The organism is Arthrobacter sp. PAMC25284 (genome assembly GCF_019443425.1).
Taxonomy (GTDB): domain Bacteria; phylum Actinomycetota; class Actinomycetes; order Actinomycetales; family Micrococcaceae; genus Arthrobacter; species Arthrobacter oryzae_A.
In genome coordinates, this window is the sequence record NZ_CP080382.1 from 1594632 (window position 1) to 1614120 (window position 19489).

At 65.1% G+C, this 19489-nt stretch carries 13 protein-coding genes, 2 rRNA genes and 2 pseudogenes; 13 read left to right on the plus strand and 4 right to left on the minus strand.

All coding sequences use genetic code 11. The features are described 5' to 3' along the window. The first annotated feature begins 2 nt into the window (after positions 1 to 2). The 13 genes and pseudogenes from KY499_RS07385 to KY499_RS18125 all read left to right on the plus strand — a co-directional run bounded on the left by KY499_RS07385 (position 3) and on the right by KY499_RS18125 (position 14345). Complete coding sequence (locus KY499_RS07385; protein ID WP_219886657.1) at positions 3 to 971, plus strand: dihydrodipicolinate synthase family protein; 969 nt, start codon at positions 3 to 5, stop codon at positions 969 to 971. Further along, positions 971 to 1759 carry an SDR family oxidoreductase gene (locus tag KY499_RS07390; RefSeq protein WP_219886658.1) on the plus strand — a complete coding sequence of 263 codons (789 nt, stop codon included), beginning with the start codon at positions 971 to 973 and terminating at the stop codon, positions 1757 to 1759. Before KY499_RS07385 ends, KY499_RS07390 begins: the two co-directional genes overlap by 1 nt. A gap of 36 nt (positions 1760 to 1795) precedes the next feature. After that, positions 1796 to 3269: pseudogene (locus KY499_RS07395) on the plus strand (aldehyde dehydrogenase family protein). 6 nt (positions 3270 to 3275) lie between these two features. Next, positions 3276 to 3602, plus strand: coding sequence for a ferredoxin (fdxA, locus tag KY499_RS07400; protein ID WP_219886659.1), 327 nt, complete (start codon positions 3276 to 3278; stop codon positions 3600 to 3602). Positions 3603 to 3721: 119 nt separating this feature from the next. Beyond that, complete coding sequence (locus tag KY499_RS07405; protein ID WP_123254258.1) at positions 3722 to 4597, plus strand: HNH endonuclease; 876 nt, start codon at positions 3722 to 3724, stop codon at positions 4595 to 4597. A 104-nt stretch (positions 4598 to 4701) separates the two neighbouring features. After that, positions 4702 to 6150, plus strand: a complete 1449-nt coding sequence (locus KY499_RS07410) for a flotillin family protein (protein WP_219886660.1) — start codon at positions 4702 to 4704, stop codon at positions 6148 to 6150. Further along, entirely contained in the window at positions 6147 to 6410 is a 264-nt protein-coding gene (locus KY499_RS07415) for a hypothetical protein (protein ID WP_219886661.1), read from the plus strand. The genes KY499_RS07410 and KY499_RS07415 overlap by 4 nt, the downstream gene beginning before the upstream one ends. A gap of 126 nt (positions 6411 to 6536) precedes the next feature. After that, a complete protein-coding gene (locus KY499_RS07420; protein ID WP_219886662.1) occupies positions 6537 to 7781 on the plus strand; it encodes a glycosyltransferase family 1 protein in 1245 nt (414 codons plus the stop codon). 164 nt (positions 7782 to 7945) lie between these two features. After that, positions 7946 to 10129 (plus strand): EAL domain-containing protein, encoded by a 2184-nt coding sequence (locus tag KY499_RS07425; protein ID WP_219886663.1) that lies wholly within the window; start codon positions 7946 to 7948, stop codon positions 10127 to 10129. A 122-nt stretch (positions 10130 to 10251) separates the two neighbouring features. Next, entirely contained in the window at positions 10252 to 12366 is a 2115-nt protein-coding gene (locus KY499_RS07430; RefSeq protein ID WP_258191006.1) for a bifunctional diguanylate cyclase/phosphodiesterase, read from the plus strand. 150 nt (positions 12367 to 12516) lie between these two features. Then, positions 12517 to 12804 (plus strand): annotated as a pseudogene (locus KY499_RS18745) (PAS domain S-box protein); the annotation flags it as partial. A gap of 112 nt (positions 12805 to 12916) precedes the next feature. Next, the gene (locus KY499_RS07440) at positions 12917 to 14239 is read left to right on the plus strand and encodes a bifunctional diguanylate cyclase/phosphodiesterase (protein WP_219886664.1); all 1323 of its coding nucleotides are present in this window, start codon (positions 12917 to 12919) and stop codon (positions 14237 to 14239) included. After that, positions 14223 to 14345: a hypothetical protein gene (locus KY499_RS18125; protein WP_258191007.1), complete on the plus strand. Its 123-nt coding sequence runs from the start codon at positions 14223 to 14225 to the stop codon at positions 14343 to 14345. The genes KY499_RS07440 and KY499_RS18125 overlap by 17 nt, the downstream gene beginning before the upstream one ends. Before the next feature lie 100 nt (positions 14346 to 14445). Here the strand turns inward: KY499_RS18125 and KY499_RS07445 are convergent, their stop codons facing one another. The 4 genes from KY499_RS07445 to KY499_RS07460 form a co-directional block, all read right to left on the minus strand. After that, positions 14446 to 14748 carry an excalibur calcium-binding domain-containing protein gene (locus tag KY499_RS07445; RefSeq protein WP_219886665.1) on the minus strand — a complete coding sequence of 101 codons (303 nt, stop codon included), beginning with the start codon at positions 14746 to 14748 and terminating at the stop codon, positions 14446 to 14448. A 100-nt stretch (positions 14749 to 14848) separates the two neighbouring features. Then, a complete protein-coding gene (locus KY499_RS07450) occupies positions 14849 to 15697 on the minus strand; it encodes an SDR family NAD(P)-dependent oxidoreductase (protein WP_219886666.1) in 849 nt (282 codons plus the stop codon). A 277-nt stretch (positions 15698 to 15974) separates the two neighbouring features. Further along, positions 15975 to 16091, minus strand: a 5S ribosomal RNA gene (gene rrf / locus KY499_RS07455). Between the two features lie 228 nt (positions 16092 to 16319). Then, a 23S ribosomal RNA gene (locus KY499_RS07460) occupies positions 16320 to 19456 on the minus strand. Positions 19457 to 19489: the final 33 nt, after the last annotated feature.

Below are 19489 nucleotides of genomic sequence, written 5' to 3' on the forward strand. Positions count from 1 at the left end.
CAATGCGGGAGTCACTGGCACACGGAGTGTGGGGCGTTGTCGCCACCCCGTTCCAGGGCAGCACGCTGGACGTGGACTCGGACAGCCTGGCCGGGCTCGTGAGGTACTACGAATCCATCGGCGCCGCGGGCCTCACGGTTCTGGGTGTCTTCGGCGAGGCCGCGGGACTTACTCCCGCAGAAAGGACCCTGGTCCTGGAAGTGGCAGTCGAGGAAACGGGTCTTCCCCTTGTGGCTGGCGTGACCTCGCTGTACACCGGCACCGCCATCGAGGAAATCCGAGCTGCGCAGGCCACCGCCGGCGAGCGCCTGGCGGCTGTTATGGTGCAGGCCAATTCCGCGAACCCTGCCGTGGTGGTCGCCCACCTGCACGCCATCCACCAGGCGACCGGCGCCAAGGTAGTGCTGCAGGACTACCCCCTGGCCAGCGGCGTCGGCATCAGCATCGAGTCCCTGATCTCCGTGGTGCAGGCCTGCCGGTTCGTCATCGCAGTCAAGGCCGAGGCGCCGCCCACGTCCGTGGCGATCGCACGGCTCGCCGAGGCGCTCGAGGTGTCTGTGTTCGGAGGACTCGGCGGCCAGGGGCTGCTGGACGAACTCGTGGCCGGGGCAGCCGGAGCCATGACGGGCTTCTCCTACCCGGAAGCGCTCATCGCCACCGTCCGCGCCTGGCAGACGGACGGCTACGAGGCAGCCCGGGATGCGCTGCTGCCGTACCTGCCGCTGATCAACTTCGAGCAGCAGGTCCGAATCGCGCTGCCCGTCCGCAAGGAGTGCCTGCGCCAGCGCGGACTCATCGCCGACGCCGGCGTCCGCGCCCCGGGCGCGGCTTTCCCGGAAGTCCTCCGGCCGAGCATGCTCAAGCATCTGGCAGCGGCCGCCGCGGCTCTGGAGGCGCGTCCGCCCGCGCCGGCCACGGTTCCCACGACAGCGCCGGTGCCGGCGGCACTCACAACCGTAGGAGGTTACTGATGGATCTCGGAATCAGCGGGAAGACCGCCTTCGTGGCCGCATCCACCGGCGGCCTGGGGCTGGCCATCGCACGCGCCCTCGCCGCTGAAGGGGCGCACGTCGCCATCACCGGCCGACGCCACATCCGTGCCAAGGAGATAGTTGCCGAACTGACGGATGCCTACGGGCCGGGCGCCGTCGCCATCGAGGCGGACCTCAGCACGCCCGACGGTGTGGCAGCCGCCGTCGGACAGACCGTGGCCGAACTCGGCCCCATCGATATCCTGGTACTCAACGGACCGGGTCCCAAACCCGGCGCCGCGGCGACGCTCAGCACCGACGACATCGCTGCCGCCTTCGAACTCCTGGTCAAACCCCACCACGCGCTCATATCCCAGGTGCTGCCAGGCATGCGGGAACGCCGCTGGGGACGGATTCTCGCGGTCGGTTCCAGCGGCGTGGCGGCACCCCTGCCCAATCTGGCCGTCTCCAACACCGGACGCGCAGCCCTGGCCGGCTACCTCAAGACCCTTGCCGCCGAAGTTGCGTTGGACTCCGTCACAGCGAACATGCTCCTCCCCGGCCGGATCGCCACGGAACGCGTGGCCGAACTGGACCAGGCCGCCGCCAAGCGGCGCGGCACCACGGTCGAGGACATCCGGCTGGAATCCCGCAAGACCATCCCCACCCGACGCTACGGCGAACCCGGGGAATTCGGCGCTGCCGCCGCCTTCCTCTGCAGCGCCCCGGCGTCGTACATCACCGGCGTCGCGCTCAGGTGCGACGGCGGCCTGATCCGCAGCCTCTAACCCGCCCGTTTCTTCAAAACGACCCGAAGGATCCCCATGACTTCCACGGCAACAGACCTCCCCACCGCCACCGCGCGCGACCTCATCACCGCACGGCACCTTATCAACGGCGAATGGCTCGGCGAGGCGGACACCGAGCGGACGAACCCGGCCCGCCCCGGCGAGCTCGCCGCTCTCTCCCCCAGCGGCACCGCATCAGACGTCGACGCCGCCATCACCGCAGCCGCCGCCGCGCAGCCCGCCTGGGCCGCCCTGCCCGCTCCCTCCCGCGGCGCCATCCTGATGGCCGCCGGCAACCTGCTGCTGGAACGCCAGACCGCCATCGCCGAGGATCTGGTACATGAGGAAGGCAAAACCTTCGCCGAAGCCAAGGGCGAGGTCAAGCGCGCCTCCGATGTGCTGCGCTTCTTCGGTTCCCTCGGCTGGGGCCGCCACCGGCGAAGTCCTGCCCAGCGGCCTGCCGGGCACCACCATCACCACCCGCCGCGAGGCGCTTGGCGTCGTCGGGCTCATCACCCCGTGGAACTTCCCCATCGCCATCCCGGCCTGGAAGTCCGCCCCCGCACTGATCAGCGGCAATTCCGTCGTGATCAAGCCAGCCGAGCTCACCCCGCTCTCCGCCACCCACCTCGCCCGCGCCCTGCAGGACGCCGGGTTGCCGGCCGGTGTGTTCAACGTGGTGCACGGCAAGGGCCGTGTGGTGGGCGACGCCCTTGCCCGCGACCCCCGCATCGCCGGGCTGTCCTTCACCGGCTCGACGGCGGTAGGTCTGGGCCTGCAGGAGATCCTGAACGCCCGCCGTGCCCGGGTGCAGCTGGAGATGGGCGGCAAAAACGGCGTCCTGGTCCTGGACGACGCCGATCCCCGCAAGGCCGCCAAGGTCGTGGCCGCCGGCGCGTTCGGACTCACCGGTCAGGCCTGCACCGCGACGTCCAGGGTCTACGTCACCCCGGGCATCCGAACCGCTTTTCTTGAGGCCCTCACGGAAGAAGCCGCCGCCTACACCCCCGGCGACGGCATGGATTCAGCGATGGGAGCCGTGGTGAGCCGGCAGCAGTTCGAGCAGAACCAGGCAGCGGTGCGCTCCGCCGTCGAACGCGGCGCGACGCTGCTGTGCGGAGAGCACAACGGCGACCCCACGGGAGCGCTGGCCTTCCCCGCCGCCGTGCTCACGGACCTGCCGTACGACGACGCCGCCGTGACCGAGGAAATCTTCGGACCGGTGGTGGCTGTGCTCGAGGTCGCGGACTATGAGGCCGGCCTGACCGCCATCAACGATTCCCGCTACGGCCTCACCGCCGGCATCTGCACCGACTCCCTGGCGTTGTCCACGGACTTCGCCGCACGCGCGCAGGCCGGTGTCATCAAAGTCAATCGTCCCACCGCGGGCTTGGACCTGAATGTTCCGTTCGGCGGTGTGAAGGACTCCTCCACCAACACGTTCCGCGAACAGGGGAAGTCCGCGCTGGATTTCTTCACCTGGGGCAAAACCGTCTACACGGGCGTGTAACCGGTCATGACGTATGTGATCGCGCAGCCCTGCGTGGATGTGAAGGACAAAGCGTGCATCGACGAGTGCCCGGTGGACTGCATCTACGAAGGCGACCGTGCACTCTACATCCATCCGTCCGAGTGCGTGGACTGCGGTGCCTGCGATCCGGTCTGCCCGGTGGAGGCGATCTACTACTCGGACGATGTTCCGGACGAGTGGGCCGATTACGTCAAGGCCAACGTGGAGTTCTTCGAGGAATTGGGGTCACCGCAGGGCGCCTCCGGCCTCGGCAACCTCGGCCGGGACCACCCGGTGATTGCGGCCGAGCCCGTAAGCGAACACGCCGGCTGACCGGCCGTGCTCGTCAAACGACGCGGATAATGCCTGGCGCTGCGGGAATATCCGCTGCGCCAGGCATTTTGCGCGTCGCCCGGCACTATCCGCGGGCCAGGCGCTGCGACAATGGGTCCATGACAGCCATCTTCCTGGCCTGGGACCCGGAGCAACCCACCGGGTGGACCTATGCTGCGGCAGTGGACCAGGTCACCGCGACGGGCCGGTTCCTGGCAACGTGGGGTGTGGACGGCACCTGTGACATTCCAGCGGAAGCGGATGTCTGGCTCCTGTTGCGGGGGCGCCATGCCCGGGGACTCCTTGGCCACGGTGTGGTGGTTTCGGATCGGCCGGAACCGTTCGCGGACCGGGAAATCTCGCCGGCTGCGCTGCCCGTCCGGGTGTCGTTCGATTCGCTTCTGCCCCTCGGGGACCATATTCCTTCGGCGGTCCTCGAAGCAGCCGTGCCGGGCATCGACTGGGACGATATCAAGGCGGACGGCAGCCGCGGCTCCGGGCTGGCCGTTGACCCGTCCTGGGAGACCTGGCTGCGCCGGCTCTGGAGTGAGTCCGGGCCGCAACCCGGACCGGATCCGACGCAGCCCGTGCCGGGAACCTTACCGCCGGGAGCCGTCACCCGCGTCGAAGTGAACCGTTACGAACACAATGCTGACGCGCGCCGGCTGTGCGTTGCCCGGCACGGTACCCGGTGTGCCGTGTGCGGCTTCGACTTCGAGGCCGTCTACGGCGGAATTGGCCGGGACTTCATCGAGGTCCATCACCTCGTGCCGCCGTCGGGCCTGGGCCGGGGCTATGAACTGGATCCCGTTGCGGACATGGTTCCGCTTTGCGCCAACTGCCACGCCATGACCCACCGCGGCGTGGCAGTTCCGCGGACCGTCGCGGAGCTGCGGCGGATCATGGCCTCCGGCGGATTCCTGCCCGGGCAGACCGTCAGCCCCGTAGAACTGGCGGCCCGGCAGGACGCCAGGCGGATCCTGGAGCAGCAGTAGCCGCCCGGGTTCCCCGCAGCAATGAAGGGCTGGACTTCCGTGCCGGCATCGCAGCAGACTGAAGGGAGCAGCTGCTCTTTCAGCGCAGCGAAAGGACTCGGGTCATGCCGGACGTGTCAGCTTTCTTCCCGCTGATCGCCATCATCGTCGGGGTGGCGATCGTCGTCGTCGCCGTTTGGCTGGCAACGAAACTGATGTGGAAGGTCGCGGAGCCGAACGAGGCGCTCATCATCTCCGGTCTGACGCGCGGGACCCTGGAGACCAGGGAGGGCCTGGATTTCAAGATCGTCACCGGGAAGGGCGCCCTCGTGGTGCCCGGCCTCCAGACGGTGCGTGCCCTGTCCCTGACCCTGAATGAAACCGAGCTGAAAGTTTCCTGCGTGACCTCGCAGGGCATCCAGGTGGTGGTCGAAGGAGTGGTCATCTACAAGATCGGTGATGCCCCGCCGTTCATCGCCAACGCCGCCCGGCGGTTCCTCGGCCAGCAGCCCAAAATGCAGAGCCAGGTCTACAACGTCTTTGAAGGGCACCTGCGCTCAATCATCGGCAGCATGACAGTCGAGGAAATTATCCGCGAGCGCGACAAGCTCGGCTCGCAGGTCCGCAGCGCCAGCGGCGTCGAAATGGAGAAACTTGGCCTCGTCGTGGATTCGTTGCAGATCAAGGACCTGCAGGACCCCACCGGCTACATCCAGAACATCGCCAAGCCGCACATTGCCCGGGTCAAAATGGAGGCCCGCATCGCCGAGGCCACCAGGAACCGCGAGGCGGCGGAGAAGGAAGCGGAGGCGGAGGCGCTGATTGCCGACGCCCGGAGCATCTCCGCGATCCGGCAGTCCCTGGCGCTGGCCAATGCCGAGAAGGCCAAGGCCAATGCCGCCCAGGCCGGTCCTCTGGCCGACGCGACCGCACGCCAGCAAGTGGTCGTCCAGGAAACCGAGGTGGCCAAGCTGGAGGCGGGCCGTGAGGAACAGAAACTCCAGACCACGGTCCGCAAGCCCGCCGACGCCAAAGCCTATGCCAAGCGGACCGAGGCCGAGGGACAGAAAGCCGCGGACATCAGCGCCGCCGAGGCCCTGGCCCGCCGCACCGAGCTTGAGGCCCAGGCCAATGCCCGGCGCACCGAATTGCAGGCCCAGGCGAACGCCACCGCCGCGGCGGCCACAGCCGGAGCCACCCGGCTCACCGGCGAGGCCGAGGCGGCAGCCACGAAGGCGCGCGGTGACGCCGCCGCATCCGCCATTAAGGCCAAGGCTCTAGCCGAGGCGGACGGCATCAAAGCCCGGGCCACGGCACTGGGAACCAACCAGGACGCTGTTATCTCGCAGCAGCTCGCCGAAACCATGCCGGCCATCATCGCCGCGGCGGCCGAGCCATTCGCACATATCGGGCAGCTCTCCGTCCTCAACGGCGGCGAAGGAATGAACCGGATGATTGGCGGGATCCTGGCCCAGGTGGGCGACTACCTGCCGACCCTCGCCGCGGCGCTCAGGAACGGCCGGGACCCAACGCGGAGGCCCCCGCCCCACCCGAGGACGCCGGATGCCCGGTGACGCACCGGGACGTTGACCGGAGCCTGACCGGCAGAATCGGCCGGGTCACAGGACGCATCGGGCCGGGCACCATCGGCGAAGTGATGCTCCCGTTCCGCGGCGGCACGAGCGCTTTCCACGCCCATCCCTATGACACGGACCGCGTCTTCGGTGTGGGCGAGCAGGTTCTCGTCATCTACTTCAAGCCGCCGCAGACGGTCTATGTGGATGAGATCCCGGAGATCCTGTGGACGGACGACGGCGGCGTCCGGGCACCCTAAAGCCCGCACCCGCGTCCCGGGGGCCGGACCCGGAGCGCGGGTGCGGGCACTCCTGTTAACCCAATCTTCCCCTCCATGACACGCCCGCTCCCCCGCGCCGTCAGGAACGGGCAGCACCGTGGAGGGGTGAGGATCGCAATTGTGGCCGAATCATTCCTGCCGCACATGAACGGGGTAACCCACTCCATTGTGCGCGTGCTCGAGCATCTGCAGCGGCGCGGGGACGAGGTGCTGGTCATCGCGCCGTCGACGCCGGACACCGACGTTCCGCACGAGGTGTACGGAGCCCGGGTCCACCGGGTTCCCGCGGTGGCTCTGGCCGGCTATGCCACCGTCCGGGTTGCGTGGGGCGGTGTGTATCGGGTCAAGCGCATCCTTGCCGACTACGCCCCCGACGTCGTCCATCTGGCCTCCCCCTTCGTGCTCGGGTGGCGGGCGGCGCAGGCCGCGCACCAGCTGGGGATCCCCACCGTCGCCATTTATCAGACGGAGGTCCCCAGCTACGCGGCCCGCTACGGCGTCCCGTTGCTGGAGAACTGGGCCTGGACCCGGGTGGAGCAGATTCATCTGCTGGCGTCCCGGACTCTGGCGCCCTCCACCTTCGCGCTCAACCAGCTCCGCGGCCGCGGCATTCCGCGGGTTCAGATGTGGCGGCGGGGCGTGGACACCGAGCGGTTCAACCCGGCCCGGCGCGACGCCCGCTGGCGCGCCACTGTGGCCCCGGGTGGCGAGCGGATCATTGGGTATGTGGGCCGGCTGGCGGTTGAGAAACAAGTGGAAGACTTGGCGGCGCTGGCTGGCCTGCCGGGGACACGGCTGGTGATCGTTGGCGACGGGCCGCAGCGCCAGGAGCTGGAAGCGACCCTGCCCGATGCGGTGTTCACGGGTTTCCTGGCCGGCGACGAACTCCCCCTCGCCATGGCGTCCTTTGACCTCTTCGTCCATCCCGGCGAGTTCGAGACGTTCTGCCAGACCATCCAGGAGGCCATGGCATCCGGGGTGCCCGTGGTGGCGACGGGCCGCGGCGGGCCGCTGGACCTCGTGGAGAATTCCCGGACCGGCTGGCTGTACCAGCCCGGTGACCTGACCGGGCTGCAGGACCGGGTGAAGGACCTGATCGGCGACGACGCCAAGCGCCGCGCGTTCGCGTCGGCCGCCTGCGCCTCTGTCCAGGGCCGCACGTGGGCAGCGCTTGGCGACGAACTTCTTGGCCACTATGCCTCCGTCGCCGGAGACCGGACGGCAGGCCCGGCAGGCGCGGCTGGCGCGGCAGGCCCGGCAGGCACGGCTGGCGCGGCAGGCACGGCAGGCCCGGCAGGCACGGCAGGCCTGTCCGGCCCGGCCGGGACTGGTGCCCGCACGGCCCGATGATCCTCGGCCGCCAGGCTTGAGTCCGGAGTGGCTCATCCCACGGCGCGATCCGGCCCGGCCGGTACCGCGTTGGCCGCAAACGGCCGCCCGGGGACCTATGATTTCCGGATGGAAGGTCTCATTGTGGCAAATCGGTGGTTCCGGAGTCGTCCGGTGGAGGTGGCGTGAGCGCACCCCAGGGCAACGGGGCCGGGGCTCCGGACTATGAGACCTTGGTGGAATCCAGCCCGGATGCCCTCCTGGTTCTCACCGGGGACGGCACCATCAGCCTGGCCAATGCCGCCGCTGAACGCATGTTCGGTTACGCGCGGGCCGAACTGCTGGGCCAACACCACCGCATCCTCGCGGCGAAGGGCATCGGCTCCAGCACTGAGCAAGGCGCTCCCACCGACCGCTGCGATGGCGAGCGCGCAGCAGCCACCGACGTTGTTGGGCGGCGCAAGGACGGCTCGGAGTTCCGGGCCGAAGTCGCCAGCGCGCCCATCCCCGGCTCCCCCGGCGCGAACGGCGCCAACGGCGCCGCCCGGGCCTCCACATCGCAAATAGTAATGACCGTCCGCCATGCCTCTCCCCGCGTAGAGGCCGACGCCGGACTTCGTGAGGCCATGTCCCTGCTCAGCGCCACGCTCGAGTCCACCGCCGATGGCATCCTGGTGGTCAGCAGCGAGGGCAGGATCGCCAGCGCGAATAACCAGTTCGTCTCGATGTGGGGCATTCCCGCTGAACTTCTGGCCACCCAGGACGACGAGTCGCTCATGGGTTTTGTCCTGGACCAGCTCAAAGATCCCGGTCAGTTCGTCGACAAGGTCGTCGAACTGTACTCGCACCCCACGGTGGAAAGCATCGATGTGCTGGACTTCCAGGATGGACGGGTCTTCGAACGGTATTCCCGGCCGCAGCGTGTCGCCGAGGAAGTGGTGGGACGGGTTTGGAGCTTCCGGGACGTCACACCGGCCCGGGAGGCGCAGAAGCGGATAGACAAGGCCATGGCTGATCTCGCGGAACAGGCCGCCCAGCTCAAGGCTTTGGCGTTCAAGGATCCGCTGACCGGTCTGTCCAACCGCCAACTGTTCAATGACTATCTGGCGAGTGCCCTGAACGGTCCGTGCGGCACCGCCGTCGACCTTCTCCTGCTGGACCTCGATGATTTCAAGGAAGTCAACGACATCCTTGGCCACCATGCCGGGGACCAGATGCTGATCGAGGTCGCCCGACGCCTGCGCACGTGCGTACGGCCGGACGACGTCGTGGCGCGGCTTGGCGGCGACGAGTTCGTGGTGCTGCTGATCGGTTCGCTGGACCCGGACGCCGTCGCCACACGGATTGTTGAATCCGTGAAGGTCCCGGTCTGGATCGACGGCGCCATGCTGCACCCGAGTCTGAGCCTGGGGCTGGCCTCGATCAGCGACGGCTTTGTGGATGCTTCGGAGCTGCTGCGGCGGGCCGACATCGCAATGTATGCGGCTAAGACGGCCGGCAAGAACCGGTACCTGAAGTTCAGGCCCGAAATGATGTACGAACTCGTGGAGCGCACCGAGATGGAAGCCGGGCTGCGTTTGGCGGTAGACAGCGGCCAGATCGTCGTGCATTACCAGCCCATCCTGCCCACCGGCGGGAACTCCGGCCTCCAGGTTGAGGCTCTGGCCCGCTGGGAACTCAATGGAAGGATCATCCAGCCGCGGCATTTCATCGCCGCGGCGGAGCGCAGCGGACTGATCGTGGAGATCGGCACCGAGGTGCTGATGCGCGCCTGCACTGAGCTCGGGCCCTGGCTGCGGGAGGACGCGGCGAGGTCCGTGGCGGTAAATGTGTCCGGCGTGCAGTTGCGGCATGGCGACTTCGATGAACTGGTCGTGGCGGTGACCGAGTCCTGTGGCGTAGATCTCCGGCAGCTGGTTCTGGAGGTCACGGAGAGTGTGTTCTTTGACAACGACTTCGATGTGATCCACCAGCTCAAGCGCCTCCGGAAGGCCGGCGTGCGGGTGGCTCTGGACGACTTCGGCACCGGACATTCCTCCTTGGGCCGGCTGCAGCAGCTCCCCGTCGATACGCTGAAAATCGACCAGTCCTTCGTGGAAATGATCAAAACCGGGGCCGAAGAATTGCCCATCCTGAATGCCATGATCGCCATGGCCCATGGCCTGGGGCTCAGCGTCACCGCGGAGGGCGTCGAGACCGCCGCGCAGGCCGCCTACCTGGTGAACCTGGGCTGCGAGTCCCTGCAGGGGTTTTTGTTGTCATGTCCGCAACCCGCAGCCGGGCTGGACGCCGGACTGAGCCGGGCCGAAGCAGCCATCGGGCTGACGCTCGCGGCCCACCACGCCGATCATACGGTCGGACGGCCGTGACAGGCACCGAACCGGAATCAACCCTGATCGCGGGCATCCAGACACTATGATGCAGCTAGAGTCGTTATGCCTTCGGCGTTGCCCGGGGCCGTCATCATCCGATGCTTTAGGGGCCGGAAACCGTGGGAATTGAAGATGAAGCTGCGTTGCTGGACCAGGGTCCGGACGCCTACGTACTGCTGACCGCGGACGGAACCATAAAATTCGTGAATTCCGCGGCGGAACGGCTCTTCGGCCATCCCCGCGAGCACTTGCTCGGCGCCGCCTATCACCTGTTGCTCGCCGACGATGAGCACTCTGGTTTCCTGCGGATCTTCGGGCGGTTGGGCCGGAAGAAACATCCCGTCAGCCGGGCTTTTGCCGTCGTCGGCCGGCACCGGGACGGCAGGGAGCTTTCCCTGGAAGTCAGCTGCTCGCTGGTCCGGACCGAGGCGGGAACATCCATGGCCGTCGCTATCCGGGATGCCGGTTTCCGGGAGGATTACGACGCCGGCAGGCGGCTTGCCGTCTCATTGCTGGACGCCACGATGGAGACAGTCTCGGACGGGATCGTGGTGATCTCCAGTGACGGGCAGATCACCGGTATCAACGAACAGTATTTGAAGCTATGGGGGATGCCCGCCGAGCTGGTCGCAGCCCAGGACCCCCGCGCCCTGATCCGGTTCATCGCAGACCAGCTTGTGGACCCGGAGTCCTTCCTGCGGCACGTCACGGCACTGTACGGGGACAACGTGACGCGGAGCCACGCCGTCCTGGAATTCACGGACGGCCGCGCCGTGGAGTTCAACACGATGCCGCAGACGGTCTCGAATACCGTCATCGGCCGGATCTGGAACTTCCGTGACATCACACCCCACCGTCGGGCCCAGAACCAGGCGCGGCGGGCGATGGATGAACTCGCCGAGCAGACGGACCGATTCAAGCGGCTGGCCTTTCAGGATCCGTTGACGGGACTGGCCAACCGGCTGTTGTTCAAGGAACGCGCCGATGCCGCGTTGCTGACGCAGAACCCGGTCCAGGTCCTGCTGCTGGACCTGGATGACTTCAAGGAAGTCAACGACGTCCTGGGACACCATGCCGGCGACGAAATGCTGGTCGAAATCTCCCGCCGGTTGAGGGACTGCGTGGGGCCGCATGGCACGGTGGCGCGGCTGGGCGGGGACGAGTTCGTGGTCCTGCTGGTCGGCTGCAGCGATGCAGACAGCGTCGCCCGCCGCGTCGTGGACGCCCTGAACCGCACAGTGTCCATCGACGGTTTGCAACTGCAGCCGGGCCTGAGCCTGGGCGTGGCGACCCGCACGGACGCGTCCGTGACCTCGTCGGAGCTGTTGCGACAGGCGGACCTGGCCATGTATGCAGCCAAGGAAGCCGGCAAAAACCGGTACGTCCACTTCCGTCCGGAGATGCATGCGGCGCTGCTGGCACGCACCCAGCTGACTGCCGGGCTCAGGCAGTCCGTGGAACTTGGACAAATCGCCGTGCACTACCAGCCCGTTGTCTCCGCCGGCCCGGGTGAGCTGATGGCGCCGGACAATTTCATTACAACGGCGGAACGCAGCGGTATGATCCGGGAGATCGGAGCCGAAGTCCTGCGCCGGACGTGCCTGGAGCTGGGGCCGTGGCTGGCTGGTGACCCGCGCAGGTCCGTGGCCGTGAACGTCTCCGGCGTGCAGTTGCAGCGCCGGGACTTCGCGGAACAGGTAATGGACACCATCAAAAGTAGTGGCCTTGACCCGCGGCAACTGGTGCTCGAAGTGACGGAGAGCGTGTTCTTCGACGCCCATTCGCACGTCATCGCCCAGCTGGAAACGCTCCGCGCGGCCGGCATCCGGGTCGCGCTGGACGACTTCGGAACCGGCTATTCGTCCCTGGGCCGGTTGCAGGAGTTGCCGGTCGACATCGTCAAGATCGACAGGTCCTTTGTGTCGATGGTCGTCACCGGCGCGGAGAAGCTCCCGATCCTCACCTCCATGATCCATATGGCCAAGAGCCTGGGCCTGCAGGTCACGGCGGAAGGCATCGAGACATCCGCGCAGGCGCGGTTCCTGATGGAGCATCATTGTGATGCTTTGCAGGGGTTCCTCTTTTCACGCCCCCGGCCCGCTACCGAGCTGGAGCATGCGTTACGGACGTCGGTCGCGGGCATCGCCGTCGTCGCGAAGGCTGCCACGGACGCTTTTGCGCCGGACACCGTGGCGGCGCATCCTGCCGCGGCAGGTGCCCTGCCACGGCCCTAACGGCAGGCGCCGCCGACATGTTGGCGTCCCGGCACGTTCGGGATCGTTCTGCTGCGGGCGCACAGCCTATGATTCAGGAACAGCCGCAAACCACGGACATCAGAGTGCGCCGGCTGTCCACATCCGTCGCTTGGGGGACAGAGAATAATCATGGACACCGGATTTGCACTGGCTTTACTGGAGCACAGCCCTGACGCGCTGTTGCTGCTGGATCAGGACGGGTCCATCCGCTTCCTCAATTCCGCCGCCGAGCAGCTCTTCGGCTACTCCCGCTCCCAGCTGATGGGAGCCGAGCACAGCCTGCTGCTCGCTGAAATGTCCCGGGAGCCGTTCCATCTCGTCCTGTCACGTCTGGCCACCGCCGGCGCCGCAGGCTCTGCCACTCCCCCGCCGCGGCCGCGGCCGTTCGAGGGTGCCGGACGCCGGGCAGACGGCACCCATGTCCCGGTGGAGATCACGTGTTCGCTGGTTCCGCTCGAAGCCGGGGCCGCGGTCGCGCTGTCGGTCCGCAGCGCGGCCCCACCGGCAGGACGCGCCCCAGCTGGCCAGTGTGCCGCCCGACGCCGGAACCGCCGCGGGCGGCAACAGCGCCAGCGGCGCCGCACCGGGCCGTCGTCCTTTCACCGCCGATCCCTCGGTTCCCTCGGGCGCGACCGCGCGCGCAGGAGCCGACGACCGCCGGGTCTCCGGCGCCCGGCCGGATCCGCTGACGGGTCTGGCCAATGGTCCGCTGTTCAACGACCAGCTCGCCGCGGCTTTGAGCCGCCCCGAGACGGTCGATGTCCTGATCCTGAATCTGGACGACTTCCGGAACCTCAACGAGCTCCTCGGGCATCCGGCCGGCGACGAACTGCTCATGGAAGTGGCGAACCGGCTACGCAGCTGCATCCGCCCCCATGACAGCATCGCCAGGCTCGGCGGCGACGAATTCGTGGTGCTGCTGGTGAAATGCCTCAACGCGGACGCCGCGACGAAACGGATCGCGGAGTCCCTGCACGAGCCGATCCGCGTCGGCGGTTCCCTGGTGCGGCCCAGCGTGAGTATGGGCCTGGCATCCAGAACGCCGGAGACCGCTGACGGTGCGGAGTTGCTGCGCCAAGCGCACGCCGCCATGGGCGCGGCGAAGGCTGCCGGCAAGAACACCTGGCGGCGCTTCGAACCCAGCATGCTGTATTCGGCCGCGCAGCAGGGCCAGGGCGAATCGGGACTCCGCCGGGCCGTGGAGCTTGGCCAAATTTCCGTGCATTACCAGCCCGTGGTGGCACCGGGCGTCGGCTGCGTGGTGCAGTTCGAGGCGTTTGCCCGCTGGGAACTGCACGGCCGTGTCGTACCACCCAATCAATTCCTGCCGATGGCTGAGCAGAGCGGCCTGATCCGCGAAATCGGTGATGAGGTTCTTCGCCGCGCCTGCACTGAAATCCGTCCCTGGCTGGCCGGCGATGCGGCCAACAGCGTTGCCGTAAACGTCTCCGCGCTGCAGTTCGAACACCGTGACTTTGCCGCGGACGTGCTCGCGATTGTCCGCTCGACCGAAGTGGACCCACGCCAGCTGACGCTGGAACTGACGGAAAGCGTGTTCTTCGACTCGGCCCCTGATGTTTTACGCCAGCTGCGCCAACTGCGCCAGGCCGGCGTCCGGATCGCCATGGACGACTTCGGCACAGGCTATTCCGCGCTCGGCCGGCTCAACGAGCTGCCGCTGGACATCGTTAAGATCGACAGGTCTTTCGTCGCCATGGTCTCAACCGGCCAGGAGCAACTGCCGTTCTTTGACACCATGATCGACGCCGCCCATGCCCTGGGCCTCACCGTGACGGCCGAGGGGATCGAAACCGGCATCCAGGGCCCGCTACCTGATGGACCGCGGCTGTGACTCGTTGCAGGGTTACCTGTTCGCCAAGCCGGCCCCGGCGAGCGAGCTCGCCGGGACCATGGAAACTGCCCTCATGGCCGTCGACCAGGTCGGCGCCGGGCGCTGACCCCATGGGCGCCCCCGGGCGGCACATCCCAGCGGCACATCCGGGCGCGGAAGCCGCTGCCGTGGGCAGCGGCTGTCCGGGACCCTTGACCGGCCTGTACTCAGAGTTTTTCGCAGGCGATGCCGTCGTTGTCACGGTCCAGGTCGCGCTCACCCAGGTGCCGCTTCGCACCGCCGTCGTTGTAGCTGTAGAGCGTATTGCTGACTTTGAAATTCGTGACGGGCTTTCCGGAGGTCCTGTCACGTGCCCCGCTCTTGCCTACCCCGTGCGGGTAGACCTTGTTAAGTTCCGCGCAGTTCTTGTAGGACTTCGGCGAAGGCGCTGCCGTGGCCGGCACCGCCGAGACCGTGAGCAGAAGTGCGGCCGTGGCCAGCGACGAAATTATTACTTTGCTGATGCGCATTGAAAGTTATCCCCAGTATTGAACTCCTCAACCGCTTATCGGTCGAGGGTATTGGCATGCTACCGGAGAATTTGATGCTTTCCGCATTGCGGCAGATATTTCAGCGCCGGGGATCGACCTTATCGAGGTCTTGCGCCACCATGGCCTCGCTGCGCTGCCACAGGCCGCGGGCGAGTCCGGCGTCGTAGGCCTGCTTGTTGGCCTTGGTCAGCTGGCGCTTGGCATAGTAGGCGCCGGAGATCCAGTCGTGCCCCGGGGTGGCGTTGGCGAGCCACACCAAGGTGTCCGCGCCCTGTTCCGGCGTCAGCATAAACCGGTTGAGGACCGTGGTGTAGGCTACGCGCATCAGGCTGGTCGATTCCGCCGCGAAGTTGGTGGCCACGCCGCCCGGGTGGAAGGCCGCCGTCGAGATGCCGGCCGCATTGTAGCGGTTGTGTAGTTCCGTGGTGAACAGGATGTTCGCTAGCTTGCCGTTGCCGTAGGCGCGGTTCGCGGAGTAGCCCTTGGCCAGGTCGAGGTCATCGAGATCGAGCTTGCCGAACAACGAGTTGGCCACGCTGGCGGTGTTGATCACGGTCGCGCGGCTGTCCGTGAGGACGTCCAGCAGTTCGGTGGTCAGCAGGAACGGCGCCAGGTGGTTGACCTGGAAAGTCTTCTCGTGGCCGTCCACGGTAAGCTCACGGTCCCCCATGATGCCGCCGGCGTTGTTGGCGAGGACGTCAATCCGCGGGTATTTTTCCTTGAGCTGCGCAGCCAGGGTGCGCACCTGGGAGAGCACGGCGAAGTCGCTAACGAAGAAATCCGCCCCGATCTCGTTGGCGACCTTCTCGGTCTTCTCCGCGGAACGCCCGACGACGACCACCCGCTCCCCCTGCCGGCTGAAGGTCCGGGCCGCTGAGGCGCCGATCCCGTCACTGGCTCCGGTGATGACGATGGTGCGCTGCGGCATAGGGTGTCCTTTTTTGAAGCCGGGAATGGTATCTCTGGTTCAACGACGGCCGGAGCTTTATTGTTCCGGCCGGCGAGTACGGACGCTCCCGCACATTCTGCAGTGCGGGGGAGTGACGCTTCCGTACATCCTGCCAATTCGGGAGTGACGCTTCCGCGCGTCCTGCCAATTCGGGAGTGACGCTACCGTACATCCTGCAGTTCGGGCTTCCGCGGTGAGGGTTAAAGAGGGAGGGCCTCCAACCTGGTGGTTGGAGGCTCTCGACCTGTTAATGGTTGTCCGGCGGCGTCCTACTCTCCCACACCCTCCCGGGTGCAGTACCATCGGCGCTGTGGGTCTTAGCTTCCGGGTTCGGGATGGGACCGGGCGTTTCCCCCACGCTGTGACCGCCGTAACCTTTTCTCCGTGCCGCCGGTTTTTCGGCGGGTGGGAAGTTTTTGTGGTTACAACATGTTGTCCCGCCCTGGGGCGGGGGTGGTGTTGTTATTTTGTTGTTGGTTCCGGCAACGTGACCCGTGGCGGGTTTGTTGTTTGGGAACCACATAGTGGACGCAAGCATTCTTGTTTCTTTACTTCTCCCGTGGTGTGAACGTCTTTTGAATCCGTTCACGGGGAGGAGTGTGTGGTGTAAGTTATCGGCCTATTAGTACCGGTCAGCTTCACGAGTCGTTAGTCCTCGCTTCCACATCCGGCCTATCAACCCAGTGGTCTGGCTGGGGGCCTCTCACACACAAGGTGTATGGAAATCTCATCTCGAAGCGAGCTTCCCGCTTAGATGCTTTCAGCGGTTATCCCATCCGAACGTAGCTAATCAGCGGTGCACTTGGCAGTACAACTGACACACCAGAGGTTCGTCCGTCCCGGTCCTCTCGTACTAAGGACAGCCCTTCTCAAATTTCCTGCGCGCGCAGCGGATAGGGACCGAACTGTCTCACGACGTTCTAAACCCAGCTCGCGTACCGCTTTAATGGGCGAACAGCCCAACCCTTGGGACCTACTCCAGCCCCAGGATGCGACGAGCCGACATCGAGGTGCCAAACCATGCCGTCGATATGGACTCTTGGGCAAGATCAGCCTGTTATCCCCGAGGTACCTTTTATCCGTTGAGCGACGGCCATTCCACAATGTACCGCCGGATCACTAGTCCCGACTTTCGTCCCTGCTTGAGATGTCTCTCTCACAGTCAAGCTCCCTTGTGCACTTACACTCGACACCTGATTGCCAACCAGGCTGAGGGAACCTTTGGGCGCCTCCGTTACTTTTTAGGAGGCAACCGCCCCAGTTAAACTACCCATCAGGCACTGTCCCTGACCCGGATTACGGGCCGAAGTTAGATGTCCAAAGTGACCAGAGTGGTATTTCAACGATGACTCCACCCGAACTGGCGTCCGGGTTTCAACGTCTCCCACCTATCCTACACAAGCCACTCCGAACACCAATACCAAACTATAGTAAAGGTCTCGGGGTCTTTCCGTCCTGCTGCGCGTAACGAGCATCTTTACTCGTACTGCAATTTCGCCGAGTTTATGGTTGAGACAGCGGGGAAGTCGTTACTCCATTCGTGCAGGTCGGAACTTACCCGACAAGGAATTTCGCTACCTTAGGATGGTTATAGTTACCACCGCCGTTTACTGGGGCTTAAATTCTCAGCTTCGCCTTGCGGCTAACCGGTCCTCTTAACCTTCCAGCACCGGGCAGGAGTCAGTCCGTATACATCGTCTTGCGACTTCGCACGGACCTGTGTTTTTAGTAAACAGTCGCTTCCCCCTGGTCTCTGCGGCCCCTGCACGCTCCGGACAGCTAGTGTCCATCACGATGGGGGCCCCCCCTTCTCCCGAAGTTACGGGGGCATTTTGCCGAGTTCCTTAACCATAATTCTCTCGATCGCCTTAGTATTCTCTACCTGATCACCTGTGTCGGTTTGGGGTACGGGCGGCTAAAACCTCGCGTCGATGCTTTTCTTGGCAGCATAGGATCACCGAATCCCCCCTTACGGGAGTCCCATCAGATCTCAGGCATCATGAACGGCGGATTTGCCTACCGTTCGCCCTACATCCTTAGACCGGGACAACCATCGCCCGGCTCGGCTACCTTCCTGCGTCACACCTGTTAATACGCTTGCCTCCCAGGATCAGGTCCCGCGCTCGGCCAAAACCCTCACACCACAAGGGCGATCGGGCAGGTTTCGGGCGGTTAGTATCCCCTGTTCAGCATGGGCGGTTTTTCGCCGGTACGGGAATATCAACCCGTTGTCCATCGACTACGCCTGTCGGCCTCGCCTTAGGTCCCGACTTACCCAGGGCAGATTAGCTTGACCCTGGAACCCTTGATCATTCGGCGGACGGGTTTCTCACCCGTCTTTCGCTACTCATGCCTGCATTCTCACTCGTGTAGGCTCCACCGCTGGTTTACACCGCGACTTCACTGCCCACACGACGCTCCCCTACCACTCCAGACGCCTGAACCAACCCCACAAGGGAGCGGCTTGGCTATTATCTGAAATCCACAACTTCGGCGGTGTACTTGAGCCCCGCTACATTGTCGGCGCGGAATCACTTGACCAGTGAGCTATTACGCACTCTTTTAAGGATGGCTGCTTCTAAGCCAACCTCCTGGTTGTCTTCGCAACTCCACATCCTTTCCCACTTAGCACACGCTTAGGGGCCTTAGTTGGTGGTCTGGGCTGTTTCCCTCTCGACTATGAAGCTTATCCCCCACAGTCTCACTGCTGCGCTCTCACTTACCGGCATTCGGAGTTTGGCTGACGTCAGTAACCTTGTAGGGCCCATTAGCCATCCAGTAGCTCTACCTCCGGTAAGAAACACGCAACGCTGCACCTAAATGCATTTCGGGGAGAACCAGCTATCACGAAGTTTGATTGGCCTTTCACCCCTACCCACAGCTCATCCCCTCCATTTTCAACTGAAGTGGGTTCGGTCCTCCACGACGTCTTACCGTCGCTTCAACCTGGCCATGGGTAGATCACTTCGCTTCGGGTCTAGATCACGCCACTGCAACGCCCTATTCAGACTCGCTTTCGCTACGGCTTCCCCACACGGGTTAACCTCGCGACGTAACACTAACTCGCAGGCTCATTCTTCAAAAGGCACGCCGTCACAGTAACTAAGACTGCTCCGACGGATTGTAAGCACACGGTTTCAGGTACTGTTTCACTCCCCTCCCGGGGTACTTTTCACCTTTCCCTCACGGTACTGGTCCGCTATCGGTCATTAGGGAGTATTTAGGCTTATCAGGTGGTCCTGACAGATTCACACGGGATTTCTCGGGCCCCGTGCTACTTGGGATACTCTCCAGGCGGTGCACAACATTTCGGTTACGGGGCTCACACCCTCTACGGCCGGCCTTTCAAGACCGTTCACCTATGTCCACACTCTCACCTTCCCAGCCCGGCAGAGCTGGAACGGAAAGTCCCACAACCCCGACCATGCAACGCCCGCCGGCTATCACACATGGAACGGTTTAGCCTGATCCGCGTTCGCTCGCCACTACTGACGGAATCACTATTGTTTTCTCTTCCTGCGGGTACTGAGATGTTTCACTTCCCCGCGTTCCCTCCACGCACCCTATGTGTTCAGATGCGGGTCACCAGGTAACTCGCGTCCCTGGCGGGGTTTCCCCATTCGGACACCCTGGGATCACAGTCCGGTTATCGACTCCCCCAGGCTTATCGCAGATTCCTACGTCCTTCTTCGGCTCCTAATGCCAAGGCATCCACCGTGTGCTCTTAAAAACTTGACCACAAAAGATCAATAAAACGCTATTTTCGAGAGA

Excerpts from the sequence above, each read along its gene's own strand:
- KY499_RS07390 (WP_219886658.1), top strand. The coding sequence starts at position 971 with ATGGATCTCGGAATCAGCGGGAAGACCGCCTTCGTGGCCGCATCCACC.
- KY499_RS07405 (WP_123254258.1), top strand. The coding sequence starts at position 3,722 with ATGACAGCCATCTTCCTGGCCTGGGACCCGGAGCAACCCACCGGGTGG.
- KY499_RS07450 (WP_219886666.1), bottom strand. The coding sequence starts at position 15,697 with ATGCCGCAGCGCACCATCGTCATCACCGGAGCCAGTGACGGGATCGGC.
- fdxA (WP_219886659.1), top strand. The coding sequence starts at position 3,276 with ATGACGTATGTGATCGCGCAGCCCTGCGTGGATGTGAAGGACAAAGCG.
- KY499_RS07385 (WP_219886657.1), top strand. The coding sequence starts at position 3 with ATGCGGGAGTCACTGGCACACGGAGTGTGGGGCGTTGTCGCCACCCCG.
- KY499_RS18125 (WP_258191007.1), top strand. The coding sequence starts at position 14,223 with ATGGACCGCGGCTGTGACTCGTTGCAGGGTTACCTGTTCGCCAAGCCG.
- KY499_RS07445 (WP_219886665.1), bottom strand. The coding sequence starts at position 14,748 with ATGCGCATCAGCAAAGTAATAATTTCGTCGCTGGCCACGGCCGCACTT.
- KY499_RS07410 (WP_219886660.1), top strand. The coding sequence starts at position 4,702 with ATGCCGGACGTGTCAGCTTTCTTCCCGCTGATCGCCATCATCGTCGGG.